Annotated in this window: 25 protein-coding genes; 10 read left to right on the forward strand and 15 right to left on the reverse strand. The window is 58.6% G+C overall.

From position 1 onward, the window contains the following. Window positions 1-54 precede the first annotated feature (54 nt). The 3 genes from ACN19L_RS10025 to ACN19L_RS10035 form a co-directional block, all read right to left on the reverse strand. Window positions 55-809 (reverse strand): IS5 family transposase gene (locus tag ACN19L_RS10025; protein ID WP_426489868.1). Its coding sequence is split into 2 segments (ribosomal slippage): window positions 55-479 and window positions 479-809, totalling 756 coding nucleotides; the frame shifts between segments, so codons are not numbered across the junction. Between the two features lie 28 nt (window positions 810-837). Continuing rightward, on the reverse strand, window positions 838-1,608 hold the full coding sequence (locus ACN19L_RS10030) for a TerC family protein (protein ID WP_426493341.1): 771 nt from the start codon (window positions 1,606-1,608) through the stop codon (window positions 838-840). Window positions 1,609-1,658: 50 nt separating this feature from the next. Then, window positions 1,659-2,150: a YajQ family cyclic di-GMP-binding protein gene (locus ACN19L_RS10035; protein WP_426493342.1), complete on the reverse strand. Its 492-nt coding sequence runs from the start codon at window positions 2,148-2,150 to the stop codon at window positions 1,659-1,661. A gap of 137 nt (window positions 2,151-2,287) precedes the next feature. Here ACN19L_RS10035 and ACN19L_RS10040 point away from each other — a divergent pair, with 137 nt between their 5' ends. Together ACN19L_RS10040 and ACN19L_RS10045 are read left to right on the forward strand one after the other, a co-directional pair. Further along, entirely contained in the window at window positions 2,288-2,734 is a 447-nt protein-coding gene (locus ACN19L_RS10040; RefSeq protein WP_426493343.1) for a GNAT family N-acetyltransferase, read from the forward strand. Window positions 2,735-2,885: 151 nt separating this feature from the next. Continuing rightward, window positions 2,886-3,353: a PaaI family thioesterase gene (locus ACN19L_RS10045; protein ID WP_426493344.1), complete on the forward strand. Its 468-nt coding sequence runs from the start codon at window positions 2,886-2,888 to the stop codon at window positions 3,351-3,353. Between the two features lie 93 nt (window positions 3,354-3,446). Here the strand turns inward: ACN19L_RS10045 and ACN19L_RS10050 are convergent, their stop codons facing one another. The 3 genes from ACN19L_RS10050 to ACN19L_RS10060 all read right to left on the reverse strand — a co-directional run bounded on the left by ACN19L_RS10050 (window position 3,447) and on the right by ACN19L_RS10060 (window position 6,124). After that, window positions 3,447-4,436, reverse strand: a complete 990-nt coding sequence (locus tag ACN19L_RS10050; RefSeq protein WP_426493345.1) for an NYN domain-containing protein — start codon at window positions 4,434-4,436, stop codon at window positions 3,447-3,449. A gap of 646 nt (window positions 4,437-5,082) precedes the next feature. Beyond that, a complete protein-coding gene (locus ACN19L_RS10055; protein ID WP_426493346.1) occupies window positions 5,083-5,814 on the reverse strand; it encodes a metal-dependent hydrolase in 732 nt (243 codons plus the stop codon). Between the two features lie 97 nt (window positions 5,815-5,911). Next, window positions 5,912-6,124, reverse strand: a complete 213-nt coding sequence (locus tag ACN19L_RS10060; RefSeq protein ID WP_426493347.1) for a hypothetical protein — start codon at window positions 6,122-6,124, stop codon at window positions 5,912-5,914. Window positions 6,125-6,469: 345 nt separating this feature from the next. On the opposite strand from ACN19L_RS10060, the gene mfd reads away from it, so the two are divergent. The 4 genes from mfd to ACN19L_RS10080 all read left to right on the forward strand — a co-directional run bounded on the left by mfd (window position 6,470) and on the right by ACN19L_RS10080 (window position 11,011). Further along, entirely contained in the window at window positions 6,470-9,982 is a 3,513-nt protein-coding gene (mfd, locus tag ACN19L_RS10065; protein WP_426493348.1) for a transcription-repair coupling factor, read from the forward strand. 156 nt (window positions 9,983-10,138) lie between these two features. Beyond that, window positions 10,139-10,531 (forward strand): hypothetical protein, encoded by a 393-nt coding sequence (locus ACN19L_RS10070; RefSeq protein WP_426493349.1) that lies wholly within the window; start codon window positions 10,139-10,141, stop codon window positions 10,529-10,531. Next, entirely contained in the window at window positions 10,531-10,767 is a 237-nt protein-coding gene (locus ACN19L_RS10075; RefSeq protein WP_426493350.1) for a type II toxin-antitoxin system HicA family toxin, read from the forward strand. Before ACN19L_RS10070 ends, ACN19L_RS10075 begins: the two co-directional genes overlap by 1 nt. Beyond that, complete coding sequence (locus tag ACN19L_RS10080) at window positions 10,757-11,011, forward strand: hypothetical protein (RefSeq protein WP_426493351.1); 255 nt, start codon at window positions 10,757-10,759, stop codon at window positions 11,009-11,011. Before ACN19L_RS10075 ends, ACN19L_RS10080 begins: the two co-directional genes overlap by 11 nt. Before the next feature lie 54 nt (window positions 11,012-11,065). Here the strand turns inward: ACN19L_RS10080 and ACN19L_RS10085 are convergent, their stop codons facing one another. After that, on the reverse strand, window positions 11,066-11,674 hold the full coding sequence (locus ACN19L_RS10085) for a DUF4276 family protein (RefSeq protein ID WP_426493352.1): 609 nt from the start codon (window positions 11,672-11,674) through the stop codon (window positions 11,066-11,068). A gap of 1 nt (window position 11,675) precedes the next feature. Continuing rightward, a complete protein-coding gene (locus ACN19L_RS10090; RefSeq protein ID WP_426493353.1) occupies window positions 11,676-12,935 on the reverse strand; it encodes an AAA family ATPase in 1,260 nt (419 codons plus the stop codon). 118 nt (window positions 12,936-13,053) lie between these two features. Here ACN19L_RS10090 and ACN19L_RS10095 point away from each other — a divergent pair, with 118 nt between their 5' ends. Further along, window positions 13,054-13,581 (forward strand): hypothetical protein, encoded by a 528-nt coding sequence (locus tag ACN19L_RS10095; RefSeq protein WP_426493354.1) that lies wholly within the window; start codon window positions 13,054-13,056, stop codon window positions 13,579-13,581. Between the two features lie 48 nt (window positions 13,582-13,629). Here ACN19L_RS10095 and ACN19L_RS10100 read toward each other — a convergent pair whose 3' ends face one another. From ACN19L_RS10100 to ACN19L_RS10110, 3 genes are all read right to left on the reverse strand, one after another. Then, window positions 13,630-15,258 carry an amidohydrolase gene (locus tag ACN19L_RS10100; protein WP_426493355.1) on the reverse strand — a complete coding sequence of 543 codons (1,629 nt, stop codon included), beginning with the start codon at window positions 15,256-15,258 and terminating at the stop codon, window positions 13,630-13,632. A gap of 143 nt (window positions 15,259-15,401) precedes the next feature. After that, entirely contained in the window at window positions 15,402-16,505 is a 1,104-nt protein-coding gene (locus ACN19L_RS10105; RefSeq protein ID WP_426493356.1) for a spore photoproduct lyase family protein, read from the reverse strand. 105 nt (window positions 16,506-16,610) lie between these two features. Then, complete coding sequence (locus ACN19L_RS10110) at window positions 16,611-17,258, reverse strand: GAF domain-containing protein (RefSeq protein ID WP_426493357.1); 648 nt, start codon at window positions 17,256-17,258, stop codon at window positions 16,611-16,613. 429 nt (window positions 17,259-17,687) lie between these two features. Here ACN19L_RS10110 and ACN19L_RS10115 point away from each other — a divergent pair, with 429 nt between their 5' ends. Both ACN19L_RS10115 and ACN19L_RS10120 read left to right on the forward strand, forming a co-directional pair. Next, a complete protein-coding gene (locus tag ACN19L_RS10115) occupies window positions 17,688-18,020 on the forward strand; it encodes a hypothetical protein (protein ID WP_426493358.1) in 333 nt (110 codons plus the stop codon). A gap of 381 nt (window positions 18,021-18,401) precedes the next feature. Next, the gene (locus ACN19L_RS10120) at window positions 18,402-18,713 is read left to right on the forward strand and encodes a hypothetical protein (RefSeq protein WP_426493359.1); all 312 of its coding nucleotides are present in this window, start codon (window positions 18,402-18,404) and stop codon (window positions 18,711-18,713) included. A 328-nt stretch (window positions 18,714-19,041) separates the two neighbouring features. Here ACN19L_RS10120 and ACN19L_RS10125 read toward each other — a convergent pair whose 3' ends face one another. After that, complete coding sequence (locus ACN19L_RS10125) at window positions 19,042-19,641, reverse strand: DUF4136 domain-containing protein (RefSeq protein WP_426493360.1); 600 nt, start codon at window positions 19,639-19,641, stop codon at window positions 19,042-19,044. Window positions 19,642-19,885: 244 nt separating this feature from the next. Continuing rightward, complete coding sequence (locus tag ACN19L_RS10130; RefSeq protein ID WP_426493361.1) at window positions 19,886-20,587, reverse strand: DsbA family oxidoreductase; 702 nt, start codon at window positions 20,585-20,587, stop codon at window positions 19,886-19,888. Between the two features lie 82 nt (window positions 20,588-20,669). On the opposite strand from ACN19L_RS10130, the gene ACN19L_RS10135 reads away from it, so the two are divergent. After that, the gene (locus tag ACN19L_RS10135) at window positions 20,670-21,158 is read left to right on the forward strand and encodes a YdeI/OmpD-associated family protein (RefSeq protein ID WP_426493362.1); all 489 of its coding nucleotides are present in this window, start codon (window positions 20,670-20,672) and stop codon (window positions 21,156-21,158) included. Here ACN19L_RS10135 and ACN19L_RS10140 read toward each other — a convergent pair. Together ACN19L_RS10140 and ACN19L_RS10145 are read right to left on the reverse strand one after the other, a co-directional pair. Next, complete coding sequence (locus ACN19L_RS10140; RefSeq protein ID WP_426493363.1) at window positions 21,155-21,601, reverse strand: DUF2141 domain-containing protein; 447 nt, start codon at window positions 21,599-21,601, stop codon at window positions 21,155-21,157. The genes ACN19L_RS10135 and ACN19L_RS10140 overlap by 4 nt on opposite strands. 91 nt (window positions 21,602-21,692) lie before the next feature. Then, window positions 21,693-22,103, reverse strand: coding sequence for a hypothetical protein (locus ACN19L_RS10145; protein ID WP_426493364.1), 411 nt, complete (start codon window positions 22,101-22,103; stop codon window positions 21,693-21,695). Window positions 22,104-22,278 lie beyond the last annotated feature (175 nt).

Below are 22,278 nucleotides of genomic sequence, written 5' to 3' on the forward strand. Positions count from 1 at the left end.
AAATGCCCCGGGCCCCGTGGTGGTACGGCGCGCGTAGCCGGTGGTTAGGACGTGTTAACAGTCACGCAACCAGAGCACGGTTGCGGCGAGGTGAATAAAGGCCAGGAAATGAGCATCCAGCTTGTCATAGCGCGTGGCCAGGCGGCGAAACTGCTTGAGGCGGCTGAACAGCCGTTCGACCGGGTGCCGTTGGGCGTAGCGCAGTGGGTCATAGGCCCGGGGATACCGACGCTTGCGCCGGGGCGGAATGACGGCTTGCGTGCCGCGGCGGGCCAGGTCGGCCACCAGCGGGTCTGAGTCGTAGCCGCGGTCGGCGATGAGCCAGGTCGGGGCGAACCCGTCGAGCAGCGGCAGGGCTTGCGGCGCGTCGTGGCGCTGGCCCGCTGTGAGCCGGCAGCGCCGCAGGCGGCCCCGAGCGTCGGCCGCCACGTGCAGCTTGGTGGTCAGCCCGCCGCGGCTGCGGCCGAGGGCTTGCGGCCCGTTTTTTTGCGCGCCCCGCTCGCGTGCTGGTGCGCCCGTACGGTGGTGGAATCGACCAGCAGCGTATGCAGCGCCGCCTCGTCCTGCACGGCTTCGAACACGCGTTGCCACACGCCCGAGGCCGCCCAGCGCTGGAAACGTGTGTACGTCGTGTGCCAGTTGCCCCGCTCGGCGGGCAGGGCCCGCCACCGCGCCCCGTTACGCGCCAACCACAGCACGGCTTCCACGAACTGCCGGTTGTCCCGGCCCCGCCCACCGCTGGTGCCCGGCCGGCCCGGCAATAACGGCGCCAACCGCCCCCACTGTGCATCTGTCAACATCTGCTCCATAACGCAAGATAACCACTGTTAACACTTACTAGTCGTACTGCGAGTCGCGCAGGTGTACAGGAGTAGCTTTCTTGCGCAGGCGCATATTCAGCACCTCCACTATCAGGGAGAAGAACATGGCGAAGTAGATGTACCCCTTCTCAATTTCCTTGTGGAAGGCTTCCATCACCAGCATCACCCCAATCATAATCAGGAACGACAAGGCCAGCATTTTGATAGTGGGGTTCTTGTTCACGAAATCGGCTACTACGCCCGAGAAGGCCAGCATTACGCCCATCGACAGCACCACGGCCAGAATCATAATCAGCACGTTATCCACCAGGCCCACGGCCGTCAGAATAGAGTCAAAGCTGAACACGATGTCAATCAGGATGATCTGGAAGATAACGCTACCGAATGAGGTCTTGCCCTTGCTTTCTTCGGTTTCCTCTTCCTCGCCCTGCAGCTTGGTGTGAATTTCGGTAGTGCTCTTACCAATCAGAAACAGGCCCCCGGCCAGCAGAATCAGGTCCCGGCCGGTTACCCCGAAGGGCTCCGCCATCCAGGGCAGATTCAGGGTAAACAAGGCCGATTTCAGGCCCACAATCCAGCTGATGCTCAGCAGCAGCCCAATGCGGCACAGCAGCGCCAGCAGCAGCCCGATGCTGCGCCCCCGCTGCTGCTGCTCCCGGGGCAACCGGTTGACGATGATGGAAATGAAGATGATGTTATCAATACCCAGCACAATTTCCATGAACGTAAGCGTGAGCAGGCTTACCCAGGTTTGCGGGTTCGAGAAAACCGAAAAATCGAAGTGCATGAAATCAGGAGATGTGGTGATGAAGAGGAAAACAGGCCGGGTAGGCCCGCCTACGACTTCATGTTGATGAACTGCAGCGGCTGGCCGATGCTGGCCTGGCGCACGGCCGCAATGGCGGCCTGCAGCTCGTCAATCTTCTTGGCCGATACCCGCACCTGGTCGTCCTGCATCTGGGCCTCCACTTTCACCTTGGAGTCTTTAATGGCCTTGATGATTTTGCGACCCGCTTCTTTATCTACGCCAGCGCGCACTTTCACTACCTTTTTCACCAGCGCCCCGTTGGGCTGCTCCTCGGCCGAGAAATCCAGGGCCGTACCGTCGATGCCCTGCTTCACGATGCGGGTGAGCAGGATATTTTCCAGGGCCTGAATGCGCATAGAGTTTTCCGACGACAGGGTGATGGTGTTGGCTTTTTTATCCAGCTCGATGCCGCCCTTGGTGTCGCGCAGGTCGTAGCGGGTTTGCAGTTCTTTTTTGGCCGTATTCACCGCGTTTTCCAGGGTTTGCGGGTCTACTTTGCTAACGATGTCAAAAGATGCCATGAGGGAGAGAGAAAAAATCGGGTACAAAAAGGAGGGAAGTCAGGGCGCCAAAGATACGGAGGCCACCGCACGAGCCGCCGCCCGCGCGGAATTTGTACGTTACTTGCCCGCAATTCGCTGACCCTGATTTTCTGCCTGTGTCCATCCCCCCCATTTCTCCCCGTTCGGCCGCCGAGTGGACCGCTTACTACCAACTGCGCTACGCCGTACTGCGCCAGCCCTGGCAGCAGCCCGAAGGCTCGGAGCGGGCCGACGATGACGCCGCGCCGACCACCACGCACGCGCTCATCATGGCCCCCGAAGGCTACGCCGCCGGCGTGGGCCGCCTGCATCCCAGCGGCCCGGCCCAGGGGCAGGTGCGGTTTATGGCCGTGCACCCGGCCTGGCAGGGGCGGGGCGTGGGGCGGCAGGTGCTGGCGTATCTGGAAGCTGCCGCCCGCCGGCAGCACCTTTCGGAACTGGTGCTGCACGCCCGGGAAAGCGCCGTGCCCTTCTACGAGCGGCAGGGCTACGCGGTAGTAGCGCCTTCCCATACGCTGTTCGGCAGTATTCCGCACTTTCTCATGCGCAAAGTGCTCAGCTGAGCTTATTCTCTGGCTTTATCCGGGCCGCAGAGACATCCTGTAATGCAATGCCAGTTTTTCCGTGTGAGGCAGTAGCTATACCTACCCGGCAGAATCCCGCAGAAGTAGCTATTTTCCTGGCTTTTCGCCCTTATCCTCTTCCCCGCTCCGTATGGAACAGCTCCCCGATGCTCCCACCCTCATTGCCATCTACAACCAGATCAACCAGTACGGCCGCACCAACGGCATGGAGCTGAGCCTCACCCGGCCCGGGGAAGTGCGCTACACCATGACCATCCGCGACGAGCACCTGTCCTCCCCCGGCACCTGTCACGGGGGCGTGCTGGCCGGCCTCATGGACTCGGCCCTGGGCGCGGCGGCACTTTCCCTGGCTTTCACGGTCGGCGAGCTGGTGTCAACCGTCGAGTTCAAGATCAATTATCTGCATCCCGTGCGCCTGCACGACCACCTGGTAGCCCACGGCGTGGTGGAGCACAGCGGCAAAACGCTGGTGGTGAGCAGTGCCACCATTACCTGCCCCACCCGCGACAATCTGGTAGTGGCCCGGGGCCTGGGTACCTTCAACCGCTACCCAGCCACCAAGCGCGACTTCCACGATTTACTGTTTCCGCAGGAATAGCCGCGCTGCCGCACAGCAAAAAGCCGCCGAAAACCTGACGAATCAGGCTTTCGGCGGCTTTTCAACGTACCGAACCGCTATAATAAGGGCAGGTTACAGTCGTTCGGGCGAGTCAGCCGATTCGTGCTCGTGCTGGTCGTATTCATCGTTTTCGTCCAGCTCGGGGGCTTCCACTTTCCGTACGTTCCGGGCGCAGTCTTCGTCGCGGTGGTTGCGGCCCACCGTGAATTCCACCCAGTCACCTTCCCGCAGCTCGTTAAAGTCGCCTTCCGCCATATCGGCGTAGCTGAAGAACAGGTTGTTGGGTGGCATTACCACGAAGCCAAACCCGTTTTTCAGGTTTTTGATGGTGCTGATGCCTACTGTACCCACCGGGCCAGCCGCCGTGGGGCCCGTGGGGCGCACGGGCTTCACGCTCGGAAAGGCCGCGGGTTCGGGCGTATTCACAAACATGGCATCAATCAGCTCATCATTGCTGTTGAGACCCTGATCAATGATTTCGTGCATCTGAACCGGGTAGGTAGCCTGGTCCAGCAGCTGCTGCGAAGCGCGGGTAACGCGGTTTTCGCCCTTGAAATCAGTGTATTTGAAGTCCCAGTTCAGCAGCATCACGCGGGTACCTACCGTGTTCAGCTTCTTGATGAGCGGGGCATAATCCGAGTCGCCGGCAATGAGTACCACCACGTCGAAGCTCTTGTGGATAGCCAGCTCCAGGGCTTCCAATGACAGCCACACGTCGATGCCCTTCTCCTGCAACCGTCCGTCGCGGGTTTTCAGGGGCATGTAGTGGGTCTGGATACCCATGTTCATCAGGATATCGTCCAGCAGCCGGTCGTGAAAGAGGCGGTCTTTATCCCGGGCCTCCGTAGCCGAAAGCCGGCCCCGGAAGAAATGGGCGTCAATGATCTGGCTCAGACGTACGTCTACGTCTTCTTCTTCAGCTACCTGATGGCGGATAAATTCATGGAGCCCTTCTAAGCTGATACGGGCCTTACGGTCATGTTGGAAGTAGTAGTAATCACTGATTTTCAGGAAATAATTGCCGTCGTAGAAGACGCCGATCCTGATCAGAGGACTATTCATCTGGTTCATACAAGAAACGGTTTGAGCGCAAAAAGGTGTGTGTGAGTAAGAGCAGGCAGGTTGGTTCGGTGCGGCCCGGCAGGTAACAGGGGCCGGTCAAAGATACTAAGTGGCAAACTTACGGTATGGCAATAATCCATAGACTAATTTTTTTACCACCTCCGGATGTGAGTTGATAATGGGCGAAAGAACGGGTATCCTGACTTCAACCGGCAAAAACCGTTGCGCGGGATGAACAGTGGATGAAGCGTAGCGCATTATTGCTCATTCTGAGCATTCTGAGAATTTTCAGTAGAAGAAACAAATATTATGCGAACTCAACAATAGCAAATTACATATATTTTTGGTTTACGTCTGCAAAATGCAATTGCCATACATTTTGTCTAATAACCAGCGGCTATAACTTCTAAACGAGAATCATCGTAAAACGGCGGTTTATCACTTAAAAATCCAAAAACGAACGCAGATGCCGGAGGTATCTGCCACTCAAAAGTACTTGCCTTCTTTAGGGAAGGTGACAACTATTCGTCCGAAGTACGCATTCTACGGCTCAATCTGACCACTATCCGGACCAATGACCACTTGCGGCCGGTATAATTGCATGACAAAGATATAATTTAATGTTATTTAGAATCAATCTAACAGATTATGTTCCCAGCCACAAAGCCATTACCAGTACCCCGTAGCCCACGCAGATAGCTATTTCCAGCGCGTTACCACTCTTGGAGCCTGTCCGAATCAGTGGAATTTTCAGGCACACATCGGTGAGGGGCCGAAACCACTTCACTCCCGCCTTTGTGAGGGTATCGGCCAGCAAGTGCGATACGTAGCCTCCCCCGGCGAATAAGGCCACGCCATGCCAGCCCAGGCTCTGGTTGGCCAGGTGGCCGATGTAAGTCCAGAGGCCGGCGGCCCAGATGGTGTGCGTCCAGGAGCGGTGGGAGGTGAACGGGGCCACGGCTATAAACAAGCCCAACATACTCAGCCACACAAACCCTGTGTACAAGCCCGCCACTACCGTGCACAAGCCCGTGAACAGCAGGGCCAGCTTGCGAGTGGAGTCGCCCTGCATGGCAGCGCCAATAAGACCGAACGCCAGCGCCGCGGTGAAGCCCATACGCCGGTCGGGGCCCGGAGGCAGCTGGAAATGCGTGTACAGGGCCAGCCCGGCCGCTACCACTACAAACGCCCAGCGCACGTACTGCTGCGCAAAGCCCAGCCGCTTGCTCAAACGCGAACCGGGGTGGTCCAGATCGGGAGCCAGGGAGGAGAAGCCAGCCAGGGCAATGCCAGCGGGCGAAAACGGAATGCCGGGCACCAGCGCGGCTACCGCCACCCCGGTAATCAGGCCGATGGCCAAATGAGAAGAGCCGCGCACGGATAATCAGGATACCAGATACAACAAGTGACAAAGATACCACGCAATGCTACCGTCCGGCGCGTGAAGCGTATCCTTTATCCTGCGCAGTACGCCACTACCAGTTGCCGGAACTGCCCTTGAGCGTGGTACGGATACCTTGTACCTCGTTTTCGAGATGAGCCAGCCCTTGGCGGAAGGCGTCTTCCACGGAGGCTCGCTCCTGCTCAGGCAACGGACCGTTTTGCTGCACCTGTTCCCGAATCTGGCGCAGGTGGTTAAGGATAGAATCCCACTCGTCGGCGGGCTGGTTGGTCGCGGGGGTAGTCATGAGATAGGCAAAGGGCCGAAAAAGACAAAGACTAGCGCGGGTGGGGGTTGGGAAGGTACAACCAATCGGCCGGAATAGTTCGGAAACTTTCGCGGGCCGGCGGCGGTATTGAAGCACAGATGGGGCAGATGAAGTCGTGGATAGCGCAGATTCGTGCCGGCACATGATGAGATAAAACGGCGAAGCAGGCAGCTGGCAGAATCAACCATCTGTTATCATTCGTATTCAGCACGAATCTGCGCTATCTGCGGCTTTCTCTGCCCCATCCGTACTTCTGCTTTGCCCGACCGGATGTTCATTCGGCCGGGCTTCTACCTTTGTCTCCCTCTCCAGCCGATACTCGTTTTGAAGGTTTCTGATTTACTGAAGCTCTACGCCCTCGACCCCAGCGGCATGACGCTGGGCGCACGTTTGAACCCGGCCACCCGCCACTCCCTGCGGCCCGCAGCTGCGCCCGAAGCGCCTATACGCCTGCACCTGAAGGGACTGGTGGGCTCCCAGGATGCCGTGCTGGCCGCCGCGCTGCACCAGGAGTACCCCGACCAGCACCACCTGTTCATTCTGCACGACCGGGACGAGGCCGCCTACTTTCTGGCCGACCTCCAGCACCTGCTCCCCGACGAGGAGCCGCTGCTGTTCCCCACGTCGTATAAGCGCCCTTACTCCTTCGACGAGACGGAAAACGCCAACGTGCTGATGCGGGCCGAGGTGCTGAACAAGCTCAACACCCACCGCGGCCCCAAAGCCGCTGATGTGCCTGCGCAAACAGAGGGCGACGAGGCGGTTAAAGGTAAAAAGGGCGGCAAGGCCAGCGTGAAGGAAACGGCCGGGGCGCTTATTGTGACGTATCCGGAGGCCCTATTCGAGAAGGTAATCAACAAGAAAAGCCTGGTGGCCAACACCTTTCTCATCAAGGTGGGCGACAAGCTGGATGTGAACTTCGTGAGCGACATGCTGGCGGAGTACGACTTCGAGCGGAGCGACTTCGTGTACGAGGCCGGCCAGTTTGCCGTGCGCGGGGGCATTGTGGACATTTTCAGCTACGCCAACGAGCTGCCCTACCGCATTGAGCTGTTCGGGGACGAGGTGGAGACGATACGGACGTTTGACCCCGAAAGCCAGCTTTCCGTGGAGAAGCGCCAGCAGGTGAGCATCATCCCGAACGTGCAGACCAAGCTGCTGCAGGAGACGCGGGAGGCATTTCTGGAGTTTATCCCACGGAACACCGCCATCTGGGCCAAGGATGTGCGCCAGACCCTGGACGTGGTGGACGAGTACTTCGACAAGGCCGAGGCGGGCTTCCAGGAGCTGCTGGCCGTGGCGGGCGGCACCCAGGTGGTAAGCAAGCCGGCCGATCTGTTTGAGTCGGGTAAGACGCTGCGCAAGCTGCTGGAGGGGTTTGCGGTGGTGGAGTTCGGCAAACGGTTTCACTTCAAGACCGGGGCCGAGGAGCTGCAGTTCAGCGCCAAGCCCCAGCCCAGCTTCGGCAAGGACTTCAACCGCATTGTGAAGAACCTGCACGACAACCAGAAGAAGGGCTACACCAACATCATTGCCGCCGAGCAGGTGCGCCAGGCCGACCGGCTGCGCACCATCTTCGACGAGCTGGACAACAACGTGCAGTTTCAGCACCTGCTGCTGGGCCTGCGCGAGGGGTTCATCGACGAGACGCTGAAGCTAGTGGTGTACACCGACCACCAGCTGTTTGAGCGCTACTACCGGGCTCAGGAAACCCGCAAATTCAGCAAGAAAAAGGCCCTTACGCTCAAGGAGCTGCGCACCCTGGTGCCCGGCGACTACGTGGTGCACCAAGACTACGGCATTGCCCGCTTTGCCGGCCTCACCCAGGTGGAAATCAACGACCGGCTGCAGGAGGCCATCCGGCTGGTGTACCGCGACGACGACGTGCTGACGGTGAGCATCCACGCCCTGCACAAGATTGCCAAGTACAGCGGCAGCGAGGGCACGCCGCCCACCATGAGCAAGCTGGGCTCCCCGGAGTGGGAAAACAAGAAGAAGTCCGTCAAGAAGAAGGTGAAGGACATTGCGGCCGAGCTGATCCGGCTGTACGCCAAGCGCAAAACCGCGCCCGGCCACGCCTTCGCCCACGACTCCTTTATGCAGGCCGAGCTGGAATCCAGCTTTATCTACGAGGACACCCCCGACCAGGCCAAGGCCACCGAGGACGTGAAGCGCGACATGGAAGTGCCCCACCCCATGGACCGGCTAGTGTGCGGGGACGTGGGCTTCGGCAAGACGGAGGTAGCCATCCGGGCCGCGTTCAAGGCCGTGGCCGATGGCAAGCAGGTAGCCATTCTGGTACCTACCACCATCCTGGCCATGCAGCACTACAAAACCTTCCGCGAGCGGCTCGCCGATTTGCCCGTGACGGTGGAGTACGTGAACCGCTTCAAAACCACCAAGCAAATCAAGGAAACGCTGGGCCGGGTGGCCGAGGGCAAAACCGACATCCTCATCGGTACCCACCGCCTCACCAACAAGGACGTGCAGTTCAAGGACCTGGGTTTGCTGGTGATTGACGAGGAGCAGAAGTTCGGGGTAAAAACCAAGGACAAGCTCAAGGAGCTGAAGGTGAACGTGGATACGCTCACCCTCTCGGCCACGCCTATTCCGCGCACCCTGCACTTCTCGCTGATGGGGGCCCGCGACCTGTCGGTCATTGCCACGCCCCCGCCCAACCGCCAGCCGGTACAGACGGAACTGCACGTATTTGATGAGCTGCTGATTCGGGATGCTATTTCCCGGGAGCTGAAGCGGGGCGGGCAGGTGTTTTTCGTGCATAACCGCGTGAAGGACATCGAGGAGCAGGCCAGCATGATTCTGCGCCTCGTGCCCGATGCCCGCGTGACTTACGTGCACGGGCAGATGGACGGCGACCTGCTGGAAAAGCGCATGATGAAGTTCGTGGATGGCGACTACGACGTGCTGGTGGCCACTACCCTCATCGAAAGCGGCCTGGATATTCCCAACGCTAACACCATCATCATCAACCGGGCCCACATGCACGGCCTCTCTGACCTGCACCAGATGCGGGGCCGCGTGGGCCGCTCCAACAAAAAGGCCTACTGCTACCTGCTCACGCCCCCGGTGGCCGGCCTGCCCTCCGACGCCCGCAAGCGCCTGAGCACCCTGGAAGAATTCTCGGACCTGGGCGCGGGCTTCAACGTGGCCATGCGCGACCTGGACATCCGGGGGGCGGGCAACCTGCTGGGCGGCGAGCAGTCGGGCTTCATCAACGACCTGGGCTTCGAAACCTACCACCAGATTCTGGACGAGGCGGTGCAGGAGCTCAAGGAAACCGAATTCCGCGACCTGTTCCTCGGCGACCCCACCCAGCGCCTGCAGGAAGCCGCCGGCACCGGTCGCCCCAAGGAGTGCAACATCGAGACGGACCTGCAAATCCTCATCCCCGACCAGTACGTGAGCAGCGTATCCGAGCGCCTGCAGCTGTACAGCAAGCTGGACCGCGCCAAAGGCCCCGAGGAGCTGCGCAAGGTGCTCACCGGCATGGTGGACCGCTTCGGGCCGCTACCCCAGGAGGTGGAGCAGCTGGCCGACATTGTGCGCCTGCGCTGGCAGGCCTGCCAGGTGGGCTTCGAGAAGCTGACGCTGAAGAAGAACCTGCTGAAAGGCTTCATCCCGGCCGCCAACAACGAGCCCTACTTCCAGGGCGCCACCTTCGGCAACATCCTCAGTTACGTGCAGACCCACCCGCGTTCTGCCTCCATGAAGGAACGCAAAGAGCAGCTCATCCTCAGCATCGAAGACGTGAAAAGCGTACAAGCCGCCAAACGGATTCTGAGCGAGTTGGGCAGTGAGGAGACGGTGGGGGTGTAGGAATGAACCATCAATACCAGACCGTCTTAATTTGGCAAGTTCAGCATGACGGTCTGACATTGATATTCTGATTGCGCGGGAATCAAACACTTCTTTTATCCTGTTGTTCCACACAGCAGCAAGCGCTAACTTGCTCTACTTAAATTCAACAAGCTCGTGGCAAAACTGAAGTATCGGGGCACCTTAAAAGGGCCCGACGGTAAAGTAATGGAAGTAGGTCTATCCCTGCTCTCCTACCGCGACGAAGACCTGCACGTTATCTTCTCGCCCGCGCTGGATATGTTTGGGTATGGGCACACGGATAAAGAAGCACGTGCCTCGTTTGATGAGACGCTCAGTGAGTTCCTGCGCTACACGCGCAACAAAGGAACCTTACAGGACGAGTTGGCCCGCTTAGGGTGGAAAATGGCCGGCCGGGCCAATAACCGCACGTACAAAGCTCCTGACTTTAGCCGCCTGCTTCGCCAGAACGACCAGTTGCAGGATATCGTCAACCACAAAGAATTCCGGAAGTACGACCGGAAAGTGGAGCTTCCTGCCCTGGCCTGATGACCGTCAAGACCCTCCGCAATGTAACCATCCGGGAATATCGCACCTTTCTGGAGCGGATTGGTTGCCAGCACACCCGCACCACCGGCGGGCACGAGCACTGGACCCGCAAGGATCTGAACCGCCCTATTACCTTTCAAACCCACATCGAGCCCGTACCGGAATTCATCCTCAAAAACGGCCTGCGCATTCTAGGAATGAGCAAGAACGAGTTTTGGACCACACTTGAGCAGTAATTTCGAGAAGCTGACACTGAAGAAGAACCTGCTGAAAGGCTTCATCCCGGCCGCCAACAACGAGCGGTACTTCCAGAGCGACACCTTCGGCAACATCCTCAGCTACGTGCAAACTCACCCCCGCTCCGCCTCCATGAAGGAGCGCAAGGAACAGCTCATCCTCAGCATCGAAGACGTGAAGAACGTCCAAGCCGCCAAGCGCATCCTGAGCGAGTTGGGCAGTGAGGAAACGGTGGGGGTGTAAGCTTTCAGTTTCAGTAAAAAGCCGCGCTTCCCAGTGGAGGCGCGGCTTTTCGTTTTACAGCTGGGCTAACCCTTCGCAGAAGTGTTGAAAGCTGGCGGAGGTATTACGGGCCGGGTCAAGATGCGGGGCAATGGTTTCAGCCCATTCTCGCTTGCGTTTACCAGTGGTGTACAAGCCCGCTGCTTGCAAAATGCGCCACAACACCTCATTGGGTTTCGGGTGAGACTCCGGCTCCCGGTCAACTCCTTTAAAATGATGCGGCTTGACTCTGGGGAAAGCTACCATAATGGCGTCCCGGTCGCCCAAGAACCATGCCTCCAACTCTTGAATGGCTAACGCATTGAAAACCTGAAAATCGGCACCTTCAGGCACTTGGCTGAACGTCGCCAAGCCGGTAGCATTGGCAGCAGCTTCCAACGCAGCAAGTCGCCGTTCCGCCACTCCATCCGCATCCAGCAGTACTACAATGCGTAACGCCTGCTGTCCGGGTTGGCTCATGCGTTTTCGGTAGCCGCGCAACAAGGTGGGTAGATGCTCCAGCAGGGCTTGCCAGCCGCCTAGCGCCCGAAAGCGCGGGACGTAGTGCGGGGGCAGCAACCGCGGCAGCAGTTGGCGCAACGCATCCTCCGCCGACTCTTCCTCAAGCAGAAATTCAACCTGCATGCTATTCCTGCTTGCGATATGTAGGAAACCAAGCCAGCGGGTCGCCAACGTCAAAAAAATTGCGCGCCCACAAGTAACCTAATTTAGATCCTTCCTCAACCATTGCCACTACATCGGGCATGTCAGCCAGCCTAATGGATTGCGTGTATCCAGCCTCACCACGATGTAAAATCCAGACTTGTTCTGGTTCCAGCGCGTCTATCAGGAAGGGCGAATGAGTAGCAACCAAAAATTGCCGCATTTCAGTGGCCTTAACCAATTCTTCAGCCACACGAAGCAATAGGCGTGGATGCAGTTCATTCTCGGGTTCTTCTATGCCAACTAACCCAGTGGCGTTGGGCTCATAAAGTAATGTGAGCAACACCGCTAACTTCATGGTACCACCCGACATATATTGGGTTGGCATGGGCTTCTCAAATCCAGCATCCCGGAATCGTAGTAATAGTCGTTCGTCGGATGTTATTTCGGGTACAATGTCAGTCAACCATGGCACCCACTGCCGCAACTTTTCACTGATGCGAACTAGGGCCTCCGGGTGCTTGGTGTACAGGTAATACAGCACATTGGGCAGGTTGTCACCGTTAGATGATAGTTTCTCTCGCGGCCCCGCATCGGAATATCCTTTTAGATGTTCGTCAGTGAATTCGATATGGCGGTAGGAGGCAAGAACTTTAGTTAATGCTAACGTTTTAGGTGCAACGTCAGCTCTTTCAATAGGGGAGATGTGCGTATAATATATAATTGGGTCTGATGATGGACTAGTGTAATAACGGCCTTCATTACCGTCCCTTTCATAAATATTGATTCGAAAAATATTCTCGTATCCTGGAGTTTGTAAAGGGTTAGGCTCCGTACTTACTAACTCTATTATTCTTTCTAATGGTGCGCCGGGTTCTGTTAGCTTTTCTTCGGATACGAATACCGTTCCTCCCGCCTCATCAATGCTTAATAAATAACGTAAACGAGGTGTTTCATCACTAATAAAGCACTCTACTTCAAAAGATATAGATTCATCAATTTCCCGCGTGCGCATGCCGGCGAAGCGGTTGCGCTTTTCCCAGGCTTGCTGCAGGTTGCCGCTCACCGCTTCGGCCAGAAACGCCAGCGCGTCGAGCACCGTGGATTTGCCACTGCCGTTGGGGCCGATGAGCACCGTCAGCGGCGTCAGGTCGCGCAGCTCCACGTCGCGCAGGGCGCGGTAGTTTTTGATGCGCAGGTAGGTGAGGCGGGGGAAACCGGCAGCGGCGGCGGTATCGGGCATGGGGCAAAACGGTAGTTGCCACAAAATACGTGGGTTTGAAAGAATGTGAGTAGTATGTTCGCCAGGTTCATTGGCGGCATCTCTTTCTTTATGGCTGTATCCTGCCACTCTAGTTACTATGCTTCGTCATTTTCGGCCTATCAACTGGCGCTTACTGCTTCTGCATTTCCTGGCTACTTTCCTCCTTATTATGGGAGCCCGCCAGCTGTATGTTATCCCGTATGTGTCTTTTCTGGAAGTATACCAGCGGGATGGAATAGAGGCAATGCAAAAAGCCTCCGGACAATCCATAGGTCAGCTTACTTTCGATTTAGTGGCCGCTCCACTTTATGCTCGGTTTGCTGCTGTTCTTATTAGCTGTCTGCTCTCAGCCCTAGTTGTGTGGCACCGGCGCGAAAGCAAGCTGATACCCGTGCTGCTCTTCGTATCGACCATCATCAGCGGCAGGACGGGCTACGAGAAAAGCAGCTATGTACACACGGCGCTTGCCTTCCTGCGCAGTCCCTTGGAAGCAGAACCCAAGGAACTAGGCCTAGCCGTAGTCGGCGGAATATTGATACTGCTGGGCCTGCTCCTGTTCCTGCTTACTTGGCGACGACCTCAAGCTAAACTAGATCAGTCCTTCGCTTCCAGTCACCACCGCTAATTCCACCACGCGCCTCCGTCACTACTTATTGTCATGTGGGCAATAGGCCTACTTCAGTTCTTTCGCATCGTACACCACCTGCCCGCCAATTACCGTCAGGAGGCTGGTAGTGCGGGGTAGCGCCGGGGGCGGCACCGAGAAGATATCCTGCGACAGGACCACCACATCGGCCAGCTGGCCCACGGCAATCCGGCCTTTGTTGACTTCCTCAAATTCGGCGAAGGCCGAGCCATAGGTGTAGGCCTGCACGGCCTGCTCCCGGGTAATGGCCTCCTGGGGCTGGGCCGGCGTGAGGCTGGCCATCATAATGTTCAGAAACGGGTTCAAAGGCCCATCGGAGCCCAGGGCCACCGGCACCCCCGCCGTGAGCAGCGACTTGAGCGGCTGCATGGTGTGGCCCCAGCGCTGCTGAAACAGTTGGGGCTCGGCGAAGTGCATGGGGTTCTGCACCACTACCACGCCCAGCTTTTGGGCCCGGGGCAGCAGGTCGGCCACTACCCCGTCGCCGTGCTCGATGCGCACGCGCCGGGCGGGCCAGCTGGTGGCAGGGCCGTGGTTTTCGAGGGCCTGCAGCACCACTTCAGCGCTCCGGTCGCCGGCGCAGTGCACCAGCAGCTGCTGTTTCAGCTCTACTGATTCCTGCACCATGCGCGCCACTTCGGCCTCCGTAAAGTTCAGCCGGCCTTGCCAGTTGGGCCGGTCGAGGTAAGGCTGGCGCAGGGCCGCGCCCCGCTCGTAGGGCGTGCCGTCGAGCACCCACTTCATGCCGCTGGCCTTCACCTTGGCGTTGGGGGCGGCGGGCTTGGGTAGCTGGCGTACTTCGGATAGGTCGCGCTGCTGGGTGGTGGTGGGAGAAAACGGAATGGCCCGCACCCGAATGGGCAGCCTGGCCTGATGTAGCAGGCGCACAAACCGCTCAAACGGCAACGGCGAAAACAGCTGCATGGAGGTAATGCCCAGCCGCACGGCTTCCTCGGAGAGCTGCCGCAGCTCCGCCACGGCCGCCGAATCGGGCACCTGGGGCGTGAGGGTACGGCTGGGCTGCCACTGCGCGTACTCCCAGAAGCGCCCGTTGAGTTGGGGCGGGGTGGTGGCCGTGTGCTCAAAGTAGCCGCCCAGCGGGTCGGGTTGCTGGTCGGTGAGGTTGAGTTTCTGCAGCCCCAGCGAATTGGCAATGAAGCCGTGGCCGTAGTAGGCGCGCAGCAGCACCGGGTGGCGGGGGGCCAGTTGGTCGAGGGCGGCGCGGTTTACCTGTTCATTGAGAATTACCGTGGCGCCCATGGAGCCAAATAGCCAGGTACCCGCCGGAGCCTTGGCCGCAGCCGCCGTGAGGGCCTGGGCGGTTTCGTCCCAGCTGGGCTCCATGGTTTTGAACGTGAGGTGTACGCCGGGCGCATCGGGGCTGAAATGGTTGTGGGCGTCGTTAAAGCCGGGCGTGATGGTGCGGCCCTGCACATCGAGGCGGCGCGTGTTGGGGCCGGCCAGCCTGGTAATTTCCGCCGTGGTGCCTACCGCCACAATCCGCTCCCCCCGGATGGCCAGTGCCTGAGCCTGGGGCCGGGCGGGGTTGGAGGTGAATACCCGGCCGTTGACCAGGACGAGGTCGGCGGGCTGCTGGGCCCGGGCCCCGATGCTTAGCAACACGAAACTCCACGCGACTACCAACAGCTTTTTCATCAGGCAGGTGGCTTTCGGTTACAAGCAAATAGTTGCTTTGTTGAATATACCGAAAATCACCTGACAGCAAGTAAATCAGCTTGTTCCAACTGGCGTCCACTCAAAGGCTACCAAGCTCCTCCGTCCATCAGCAACACTGCTGCTTACGTCCAGTACAGTAGTGGAGCCTGGGGGAAGCGGGCCGCCCACTCCTCCTGGAAAAACTCCCGGAGCTGGCGCATATCGGTGGGCTGGTACACGTATTTGGTGCCGCCGAACTTGTTGCGCTTTACGGCCCGGGTTTCCTCGGCTAAATCCAGGGCGGTATTAGGGTACCAGCCCAGCAGCACCTGCTTGGAGCCCGATGTGAAGCGGTGGGTAATGCACTCCAGCGTCAGGTCGCAGGGGAAGTCGAGGGTGGCGGCCAGCCGATCCAGCAACTGGCGGTAGGCCTCCTCCCAACCGGGAAACGGCATAATGGGGGCTAACACCACGCCCACCGGGTAGCCGCCCCCACCCTGCTCTCGGGGTAACGCCAGCTGCCGCAACGCCTGCAATCGGGCTTCCACGGAGGCCGTGCCGCCTTCCAGCTGGCGCACCAGGGGCTCGGCGTTGAGGCTGAAGCGGGCCCGGGTACGGCCGTGGTGGGGCAGGTGCAGTAGCGTGTCCACGTGGTTGTATTTGCTCACGAAGCGCAGGTGCGCGCCCTCCCGCTGCCCGTAGTAGCGGATGCACTCGGCCAGGGAGCCGGTGAGGTGCTCAATGCCCAGCACATCGGTGTAGCAGCTCACCTCAAAGGACGTGACGCGGCCGGCCTGCTCGTACTGCTGAGTGTTTTGGAGCAATTGGGGCAGGTTGGCAAAGGCCTTCACCACGGGCGGACCGCTGAGGCTGCCCGCCAAGTAGCAATACTGGCAGTGGGCAGGGCAGCCTTCGGCCAGGTTCATCTGCCAGTCGGCGGAAGGGGGCGTGGGCTGCAGGCGCAGGGCGCTGGGTGGGGCGCACACCACGGCCAGGGTGCTTTTGGCCCGGCGGTAGGTTTCCCGGTCGTCGGCCCCACGCAGGCCGGTGATGCGGTTGGTTTTCAGCAATTCCACGTCCAGCCCCTGGTCGGTTACCCGCGCCAACATCTGCTGACCAAAGGGCTGGTCGAGGGCATCAGGCGTGAACACCACCCGCTTGGGCAGCCACACCTTAGCGGCGTGGGTGCGCACGGCGGGCGTGGGCTCCAGGATAGCAAGCGAGGGAAACAGCTGGGTTTGCGGCATAGTCAGGTATAACACCCACCCCGCCCGGATAGCTCCCCGGAAACTGATTCTTTCCGACTAAAAAGCCGCTTTTCACCTTAACAAACCAGCCTCAACATTCCCTGGCTATTCCGGCAAAATCCGCAGCACATCGGCCACTTCCTGCAGGCGCTTGGCAATGGGTTCCAGCAGCTCATCGGGCACGGGCACCTGCCCGGCACTGCGGGCTTTGAGGTAGCGCACCACGGCCATCTGGTTGTGCAGGGTTTCTTCGGCCTCGCGGCGCAGTTGCTCCCAGCCGGCAGCGTCGGCACTGCCCAGCACCTGGCGGCGGGCTTCCAGGGCCAGTATCACCAAGTCGGCGAGTTGCAGCAGCAGTTGCTGCTCAGCTTCGGTGAATTCCCGGGGCTCGTAGGCTGCCAGGCACATAGTTCCCAGACATTGCCCCTGCCGGGTGCGTATGGGTGCGCCGGCGTAAAACTGCACCTTCAGCTTCCGCATTGCCTCGGTGTTGTAGGCATCGGTGGGCAGTAGGTGATTACATACCAGTACAGGCTCAGCAGCTGTAATAGCGCGGGGACACAGGCTTTGCTCAAGAGGCAGAACCTGCTGGGCTTCCATGCCTACACTGGCTTTGTGCCACACCTCCTGCTGGTGCACGAAAGCAATGCGCGCTATTGGCACACTAAAAATATACGCGGCCAGCGCCACTAAATCGTCGAACAGCTTCTCCTGGGCCGAGTGCAGAATATCGTACGAGTCGAGTGCTTCCAAACGGCTATGGTCATCAGTCAGCATTCGGGTACAGCAGTTGGTACTACCAGGCCGCACGAGCCATCCTTACAAACATACAGCAGGAACTCACCTATAAGAAGCTGAACGGGCAAAAAGAACAAAACTTAATTATCCTATGGCTGAGCCGATTTCTTCAGTTACTGGTGTCACGGGAAGTACACGCACTGCAATACCATCAAACGGCCATGCAACCGCACAATAAATAGCACTATTTCAATTCACCAAATTTAAATACACTAGCCAAATCGGCAGACGACCACAATGCTAAAAACCGGCAACACAAGCTCCTGCGTAGCATATTCATAATTATGGCTTTCTCGATTGATTATCAACCACCTCATAAAACCGAGCGTATAGAAACTTATTGTTTTAGTCTTTTTCCGCATTCACCACTCACATCCTCACGCCATGAAAACCCTCCTCCTTTCTGCTACTGCGCTGCTATTCGGTATTTCTGCCGCTTCGGCCCAAACCACGCCCACTACATCGGGCACGGGCACCACATCGGGCACCACCACACCCCAATCACCTACTTCTACCCAAACGCAGGGGACAATGGGCAACTCGTCTTCGGGTACCATGCAGGGCACCATGAACGGGCAAGGCACCAACTCGTCCAGAAACTCAACCCGGATGAACCGCACCAATGGCACTAACCGTACGGGCAACCGGGACAAAACCATGCAGAAGTCGCGGAATGCCAGGGACAAAAAGGCTACTCCCTCCAAGGGTTCTACGTAGTAGGTGCAATGCCTTGCCAGTACGCTAGCACTCGTCGCGTCTCTACTTACACGGTAAGGCCGCACCTTAAATCAGGTGCAGCCTTATGCGAGACAAACTACTGCTGAATCACCCGGCGTTACGTCCTGAAACAGCGTTGTTTTCCTGCTCAAGCGTATTTTGCGGTTAGCGTAGCAAACTACTTCCTAGCAAGTTACCCGGGTTAATGAGCCTCAATGAAGGGGACCTTGCCAAAAGGATGTTTGGCTGACCTAGTAGAGCAGTTATGCGCCATGTATAATTATGGCTTTTTGCGGCGAAGAACAGCTCCTTATCTGGCCAAGGCGTATAGCTACATGGGCATTGGGCCCGTTACATCGGTATCTCTCTACCATTTTTGTCATGAAATTTCTCTTTGCTTCCGCCGCAGCACTGCTGCTTGGCCTATCGGCCGCTTCGGCTCAAACCACTCCACAGTCTACATCCACTACTTCACAAGGTACGCTGGGTACCACCAACCGGGGTACGGCACCTAACACTGCTACCGCAACGGAGCAGATGACTGCAACCGACCAAGCCATACAGCAAGCAGATGGCTCAACTCGCATGAACCGTACGAACAAACCCGGACGAATGAGTGCTAAGGACAAATCGATGAAAAAGTCGCGGAACGCCAACACCCGCAAGACAAACGCCAACGGCTCCACATACTAACCGCCGCTGACCGTACGTAGGACACTACCTGGCATACGGGTAGCGTCCTTTGGTTAAAGGGTACCAGTAAGGCCATATTCCAATCAGGAGTATGGCCTTGCCTATTGGGCCGGCACCCGGGTAGGTATGAGCGCATGGGTGCTGGAACAGCATAAGCCAAATGCGGCGTGCGTAGCCTACACAAACGGCTCGTAATCTGACTTCAACGGCCGGATGCAGCCGAACGGCAGTTTTATCTATGTGCTGGCTTTATCTGGGTAACGCTAAACACACGAAAGCCGCGCCTGGTGAGGCGCGGCTTTCGTGTGTTTAGTGGGCGCGGGTTGAACTACTGCTTTTCCACCGGAAACTTATCCAGGATATCCTTGGCGGCGTTGGCAAACTCGCTCCCCAGGCGGGCAGGATTGTTCACGGCATCGGCTACCGAGCCGCGCCACACCAGGTTGTTGCTGCGGGCATCGACCATATCCAGAATCATGGTGCCTTCCTGATAGGTTTCGGTGCGGTAGCCGGTGTTGTAGTATGGGGTAGTGTACCAGTAACCATAGTTAATGGGCAGATAGGCTCCGCGGTACGAAAAGGCATAAGGGAAAGCATAGCCAGCGGCTGGCGGATTGGCTACCGTCCGTTCAGCTTCCTCAATATACAGATGGTAGGTAAGATAGAAATCCGGTTTGGCGCGGCCCTGCACCGGCCGGATACCCCGTTTGGCCATCTCCGCGTTAATAGCATCCTGAATCTGCTGGTCGTTAAGAGTACTCTGGTAAATTGGATTCCGGGAGTCGGCCGACTTCACCTCGGTTTTGGCCCAGTCGTAAGTGCGGTACTGGCTGAAATCGACGCCGGGTTTCTGCTGTACTGCTACCGGAGCCGAGCAACCGGTTAGCAGCACTACAAGCAGGAAAAGAGCTGCAAGGGTGGTTTTCATACGGAAAGGATCTAAATCAAATGACAAGAACTTCCCTGCTATACTAGCCTGGCGGGCCAGGAGTTACCAATAGCGGCCACGCAGTGCCCCGCCTGCAGGACTGACTCCCAGCCTCCGCGTAGGTATTCTCCCCAGAAAACACGGCCACCCAACCGCCCGAAACGCCACGCGGCATCCCGCAGCCAGGTAAACAGAAAGACCACCCCGCTAGCGGAGTGGTCTTCCACGCAACGCCCAAAGAAGGCTAACAAGCCCCGCCATCAAGGCCACAGGCGGCACCCTCGGCGCCGGCCAGCTGCACTGGCTGCGGCCGGCCTTCCTGCCATACTTTCTCCAGCACCTCCTGAAACAGCTCGGTGGGCTGTGCTCCCGAAACGGCGTATTTATCCTCAAAGACAAAATACGGCACACCCCGGATGTTCAACTGCTGTGCCTGGTACTCATCGTAGCGCACAGCCTGCTCAAACTGGTCGGAGGCGAGGAGCTGCTCTACTTCAGCGGCTGGTAGCTGTAATTCGGCCCCGAGGCGGGTGAGCGTGGCTACATCATTAATATCGAGTCCTTCTTCCAAATACGCTTTAAACAGGCGCTCCTTGGCGGCATCCTGGCGGCCGTGCTGAGCGGCCAAGTGCACCAGGCGGTGGGCCCGCAACGAATTGGCGGGTACCACCCGGTCAAAGTCAAATGCCAGGCCTTCCTGGGCGGCCGACTGAGCCATGTTGGCACTCATCTGCCGGGCCCAGGCTTCTGACTGGCCGTATTTGTGGGCCAGGCGAGCGTACTGGCTTTCGCCGGGCGTAGGGTTGGCCTGGGGGTCCAGTTCAAAGCTGCGCCACTGAATTTCCACGTCCTGGGCGTGGGGGAAGGAAGCCAGGGCTTTTTCCAGGCGGCGCTTGCCGATGTAGCAGAACGGACACAGAATATCCGACCAGATTTCTATTTTCATGGTGCTTGTGCGTTAGTTCACTTTCAAAACCGCTACAAGCCCGATTCATGGTAAAAAGTTTACCGCTGGTTCCCCGTTGCTCATGACTACCTGCCAGTTTACGGCCCTATTGGAAGCCGGGGGCCCCAGCTTTATGCCCACCCAGGTGGTGGTGATTCCGCCGCTGGAGCTGGCGGCACTGGGCGGCAAAGCAGTAAAGCGCGTAATGGGTACACTCAACGGGCACCCCGTTCGGCTGGGGCTGCTACCGCTTAGGGGTGGGGGCCGCTACCTGATGGTGAATAAGGACCTCTGCCAGCGCATCGGCGCGCAAGTGGGGCGGCAGATTACCCTTGTTCTGGCCCCCGACCCACACCCCGATCAGGTGGACCTGCCTTCAGAACTGGCAGAAGCTCTGGCGGCCTGGCCCGAAGCTGATATGCAGTTCCAGCGGCTTTCCGGCAGTATGCGTCGGGCCGTGGCCCGGCACGTGGACACCGCCCGGCTCGCTGAAACCCGCGCCCGCCGGGCAGTAGAGCTGGCGGAGCGGCTGGCCCAGGGCGGGCATCCCTTCCGGAAAATACAGAGCTAGTGGGTAAGGCTGATGCGCACGACCGTGCCGGTTTCGGCTACCGTAAACTTGCATTCATCGAAAGCGGGCGGGGCAAACCGGGGGTGCACGTTGTTGGAAAAAGCGAAGGGCTCGGTAGGAATACCCATCAGGTTCTTATCCAGCTTATCGTTGTTGTTCACGTCCTGGGTAATAGCCACGGCCCAGTCGCCGGGCGGCAGCTCCACGGGCAGGCTCACCTGCCGCTGCCCGCCGGGCTGTACTACCCGCATGAACGCGTAGCCGCCCTTGGTCAGGAACTTCTCCCGCACGTTGTAGAAATAGAGCTTCACAGCTGAGGTAGAAGAAGCCAGTGCCGACACTACCACCGTGACGGATGGCCTGGGACTGGCGACCGGGCCGGCTACCGGCCATGCGGCCAGCAGCAGCCCGGCATACCAGTTGAAACAACGTGCTACTTGCATGGCCGAAAAAGACAGTGGAACAATGCCCCCAACAAAGCCCCCTCCGGAAACATTCAGTTACGGGCCGTCATCGGCCATTGCAGTGCGCACGCTAAGGAGCCTGTTGCAACCATTCCACGGCCGGGGCATACTCCTCAAAGGTCAGAATCAAAGGCCAGGTGGTTACGGCAATGGAGTTTTCGGCGTAGGAGCGGCCCTGGTGAACGGGGGCATACACCCAGGCCAGATAATGCAGGCCCGCCTCAAACAGCCGATCCATGATCTGGTAGCTCCGCTGTTCTTCCTCTGTCAGGTCTAGGCTCACAATGGCCGAATTATCGTTAAGCAGCCGCCGGTACTGGCCCGTGCGCACGGCATCCAGCACCCTTTCGGCCCCCGCGCGCACGGTGTCCAGCGTGAGGCGGCCCTGCCACTGTGCGTGCAGCAGTTCATTGGCCATATCATAGGTCAGCAGCAGAAAGGGTTCATTGAACAGTACCTGCCGCACCGGGGCAGCTTTCAAGCCAAGGGAAGGAGAAACGGAAACGGGCAAGGTATCTTGCCGGTCCTCTGCTGCTTTGTCCGCTGCAGAGGCCGGTAGCTTATCGGTTTCCGAAATATTTCCAGCGTCGTGCCCCATACTGTACCGGCCGTACCAGCCGAATGAAATATACCGGAACTTCGGTGCAGTATTTACC

It is taken from the genome of Hymenobacter sp. 102 (assembly GCF_049949205.1).
In the GTDB taxonomy this organism is placed as follows: Bacteria; Bacteroidota; Bacteroidia; order Cytophagales; family Hymenobacteraceae; genus Hymenobacter.

Bases quoted from the DNA above. Each gene is read 5' to 3' on its own strand.
- ACN19L_RS10030 (WP_426493341.1), bottom strand. From the start codon at position 1,608: ATGCACTTCGATTTTTCGGTTTTCTCGAACCCGCAAACCTGGGTAAGC.
- ACN19L_RS10035 (WP_426493342.1), bottom strand. From the start codon at position 2,150: ATGGCATCTTTTGACATCGTTAGCAAAGTAGACCCGCAAACCCTGGAA.
- ACN19L_RS10045 (WP_426493344.1), top strand. From the start codon at position 2,886: ATGGAACAGCTCCCCGATGCTCCCACCCTCATTGCCATCTACAACCAG.
- ACN19L_RS10050 (WP_426493345.1), bottom strand. From the start codon at position 4,436: ATGAATAGTCCTCTGATCAGGATCGGCGTCTTCTACGACGGCAATTAT.
- ACN19L_RS10060 (WP_426493347.1), bottom strand. From the start codon at position 6,124: ATGACTACCCCCGCGACCAACCAGCCCGCCGACGAGTGGGATTCTATC.
- ACN19L_RS10075 (WP_426493350.1), top strand. From the start codon at position 10,531: ATGACCGTCAAGACCCTCCGCAATGTAACCATCCGGGAATATCGCACC.
- ACN19L_RS10085 (WP_426493352.1), bottom strand. From the start codon at position 11,674: ATGCAGGTTGAATTTCTGCTTGAGGAAGAGTCGGCGGAGGATGCGTTG.
- ACN19L_RS10090 (WP_426493353.1), bottom strand. From the start codon at position 12,935: ATGCCCGATACCGCCGCCGCTGCCGGTTTCCCCCGCCTCACCTACCTG.
- ACN19L_RS10095 (WP_426493354.1), top strand. From the start codon at position 13,054: ATGCTTCGTCATTTTCGGCCTATCAACTGGCGCTTACTGCTTCTGCAT.
- ACN19L_RS10100 (WP_426493355.1), bottom strand. From the start codon at position 15,258: ATGAAAAAGCTGTTGGTAGTCGCGTGGAGTTTCGTGTTGCTAAGCATC.
- ACN19L_RS10105 (WP_426493356.1), bottom strand. From the start codon at position 16,505: ATGCCGCAAACCCAGCTGTTTCCCTCGCTTGCTATCCTGGAGCCCACG.
- ACN19L_RS10115 (WP_426493358.1), top strand. From the start codon at position 17,688: ATGAAAACCCTCCTCCTTTCTGCTACTGCGCTGCTATTCGGTATTTCT.
- ACN19L_RS10120 (WP_426493359.1), top strand. From the start codon at position 18,402: ATGAAATTTCTCTTTGCTTCCGCCGCAGCACTGCTGCTTGGCCTATCG.
- ACN19L_RS10125 (WP_426493360.1), bottom strand. From the start codon at position 19,641: ATGAAAACCACCCTTGCAGCTCTTTTCCTGCTTGTAGTGCTGCTAACC.
- ACN19L_RS10130 (WP_426493361.1), bottom strand. From the start codon at position 20,587: ATGAAAATAGAAATCTGGTCGGATATTCTGTGTCCGTTCTGCTACATC.
- ACN19L_RS10135 (WP_426493362.1), top strand. From the start codon at position 20,670: ATGACTACCTGCCAGTTTACGGCCCTATTGGAAGCCGGGGGCCCCAGC.
- ACN19L_RS10140 (WP_426493363.1), bottom strand. From the start codon at position 21,601: ATGCAAGTAGCACGTTGTTTCAACTGGTATGCCGGGCTGCTGCTGGCC.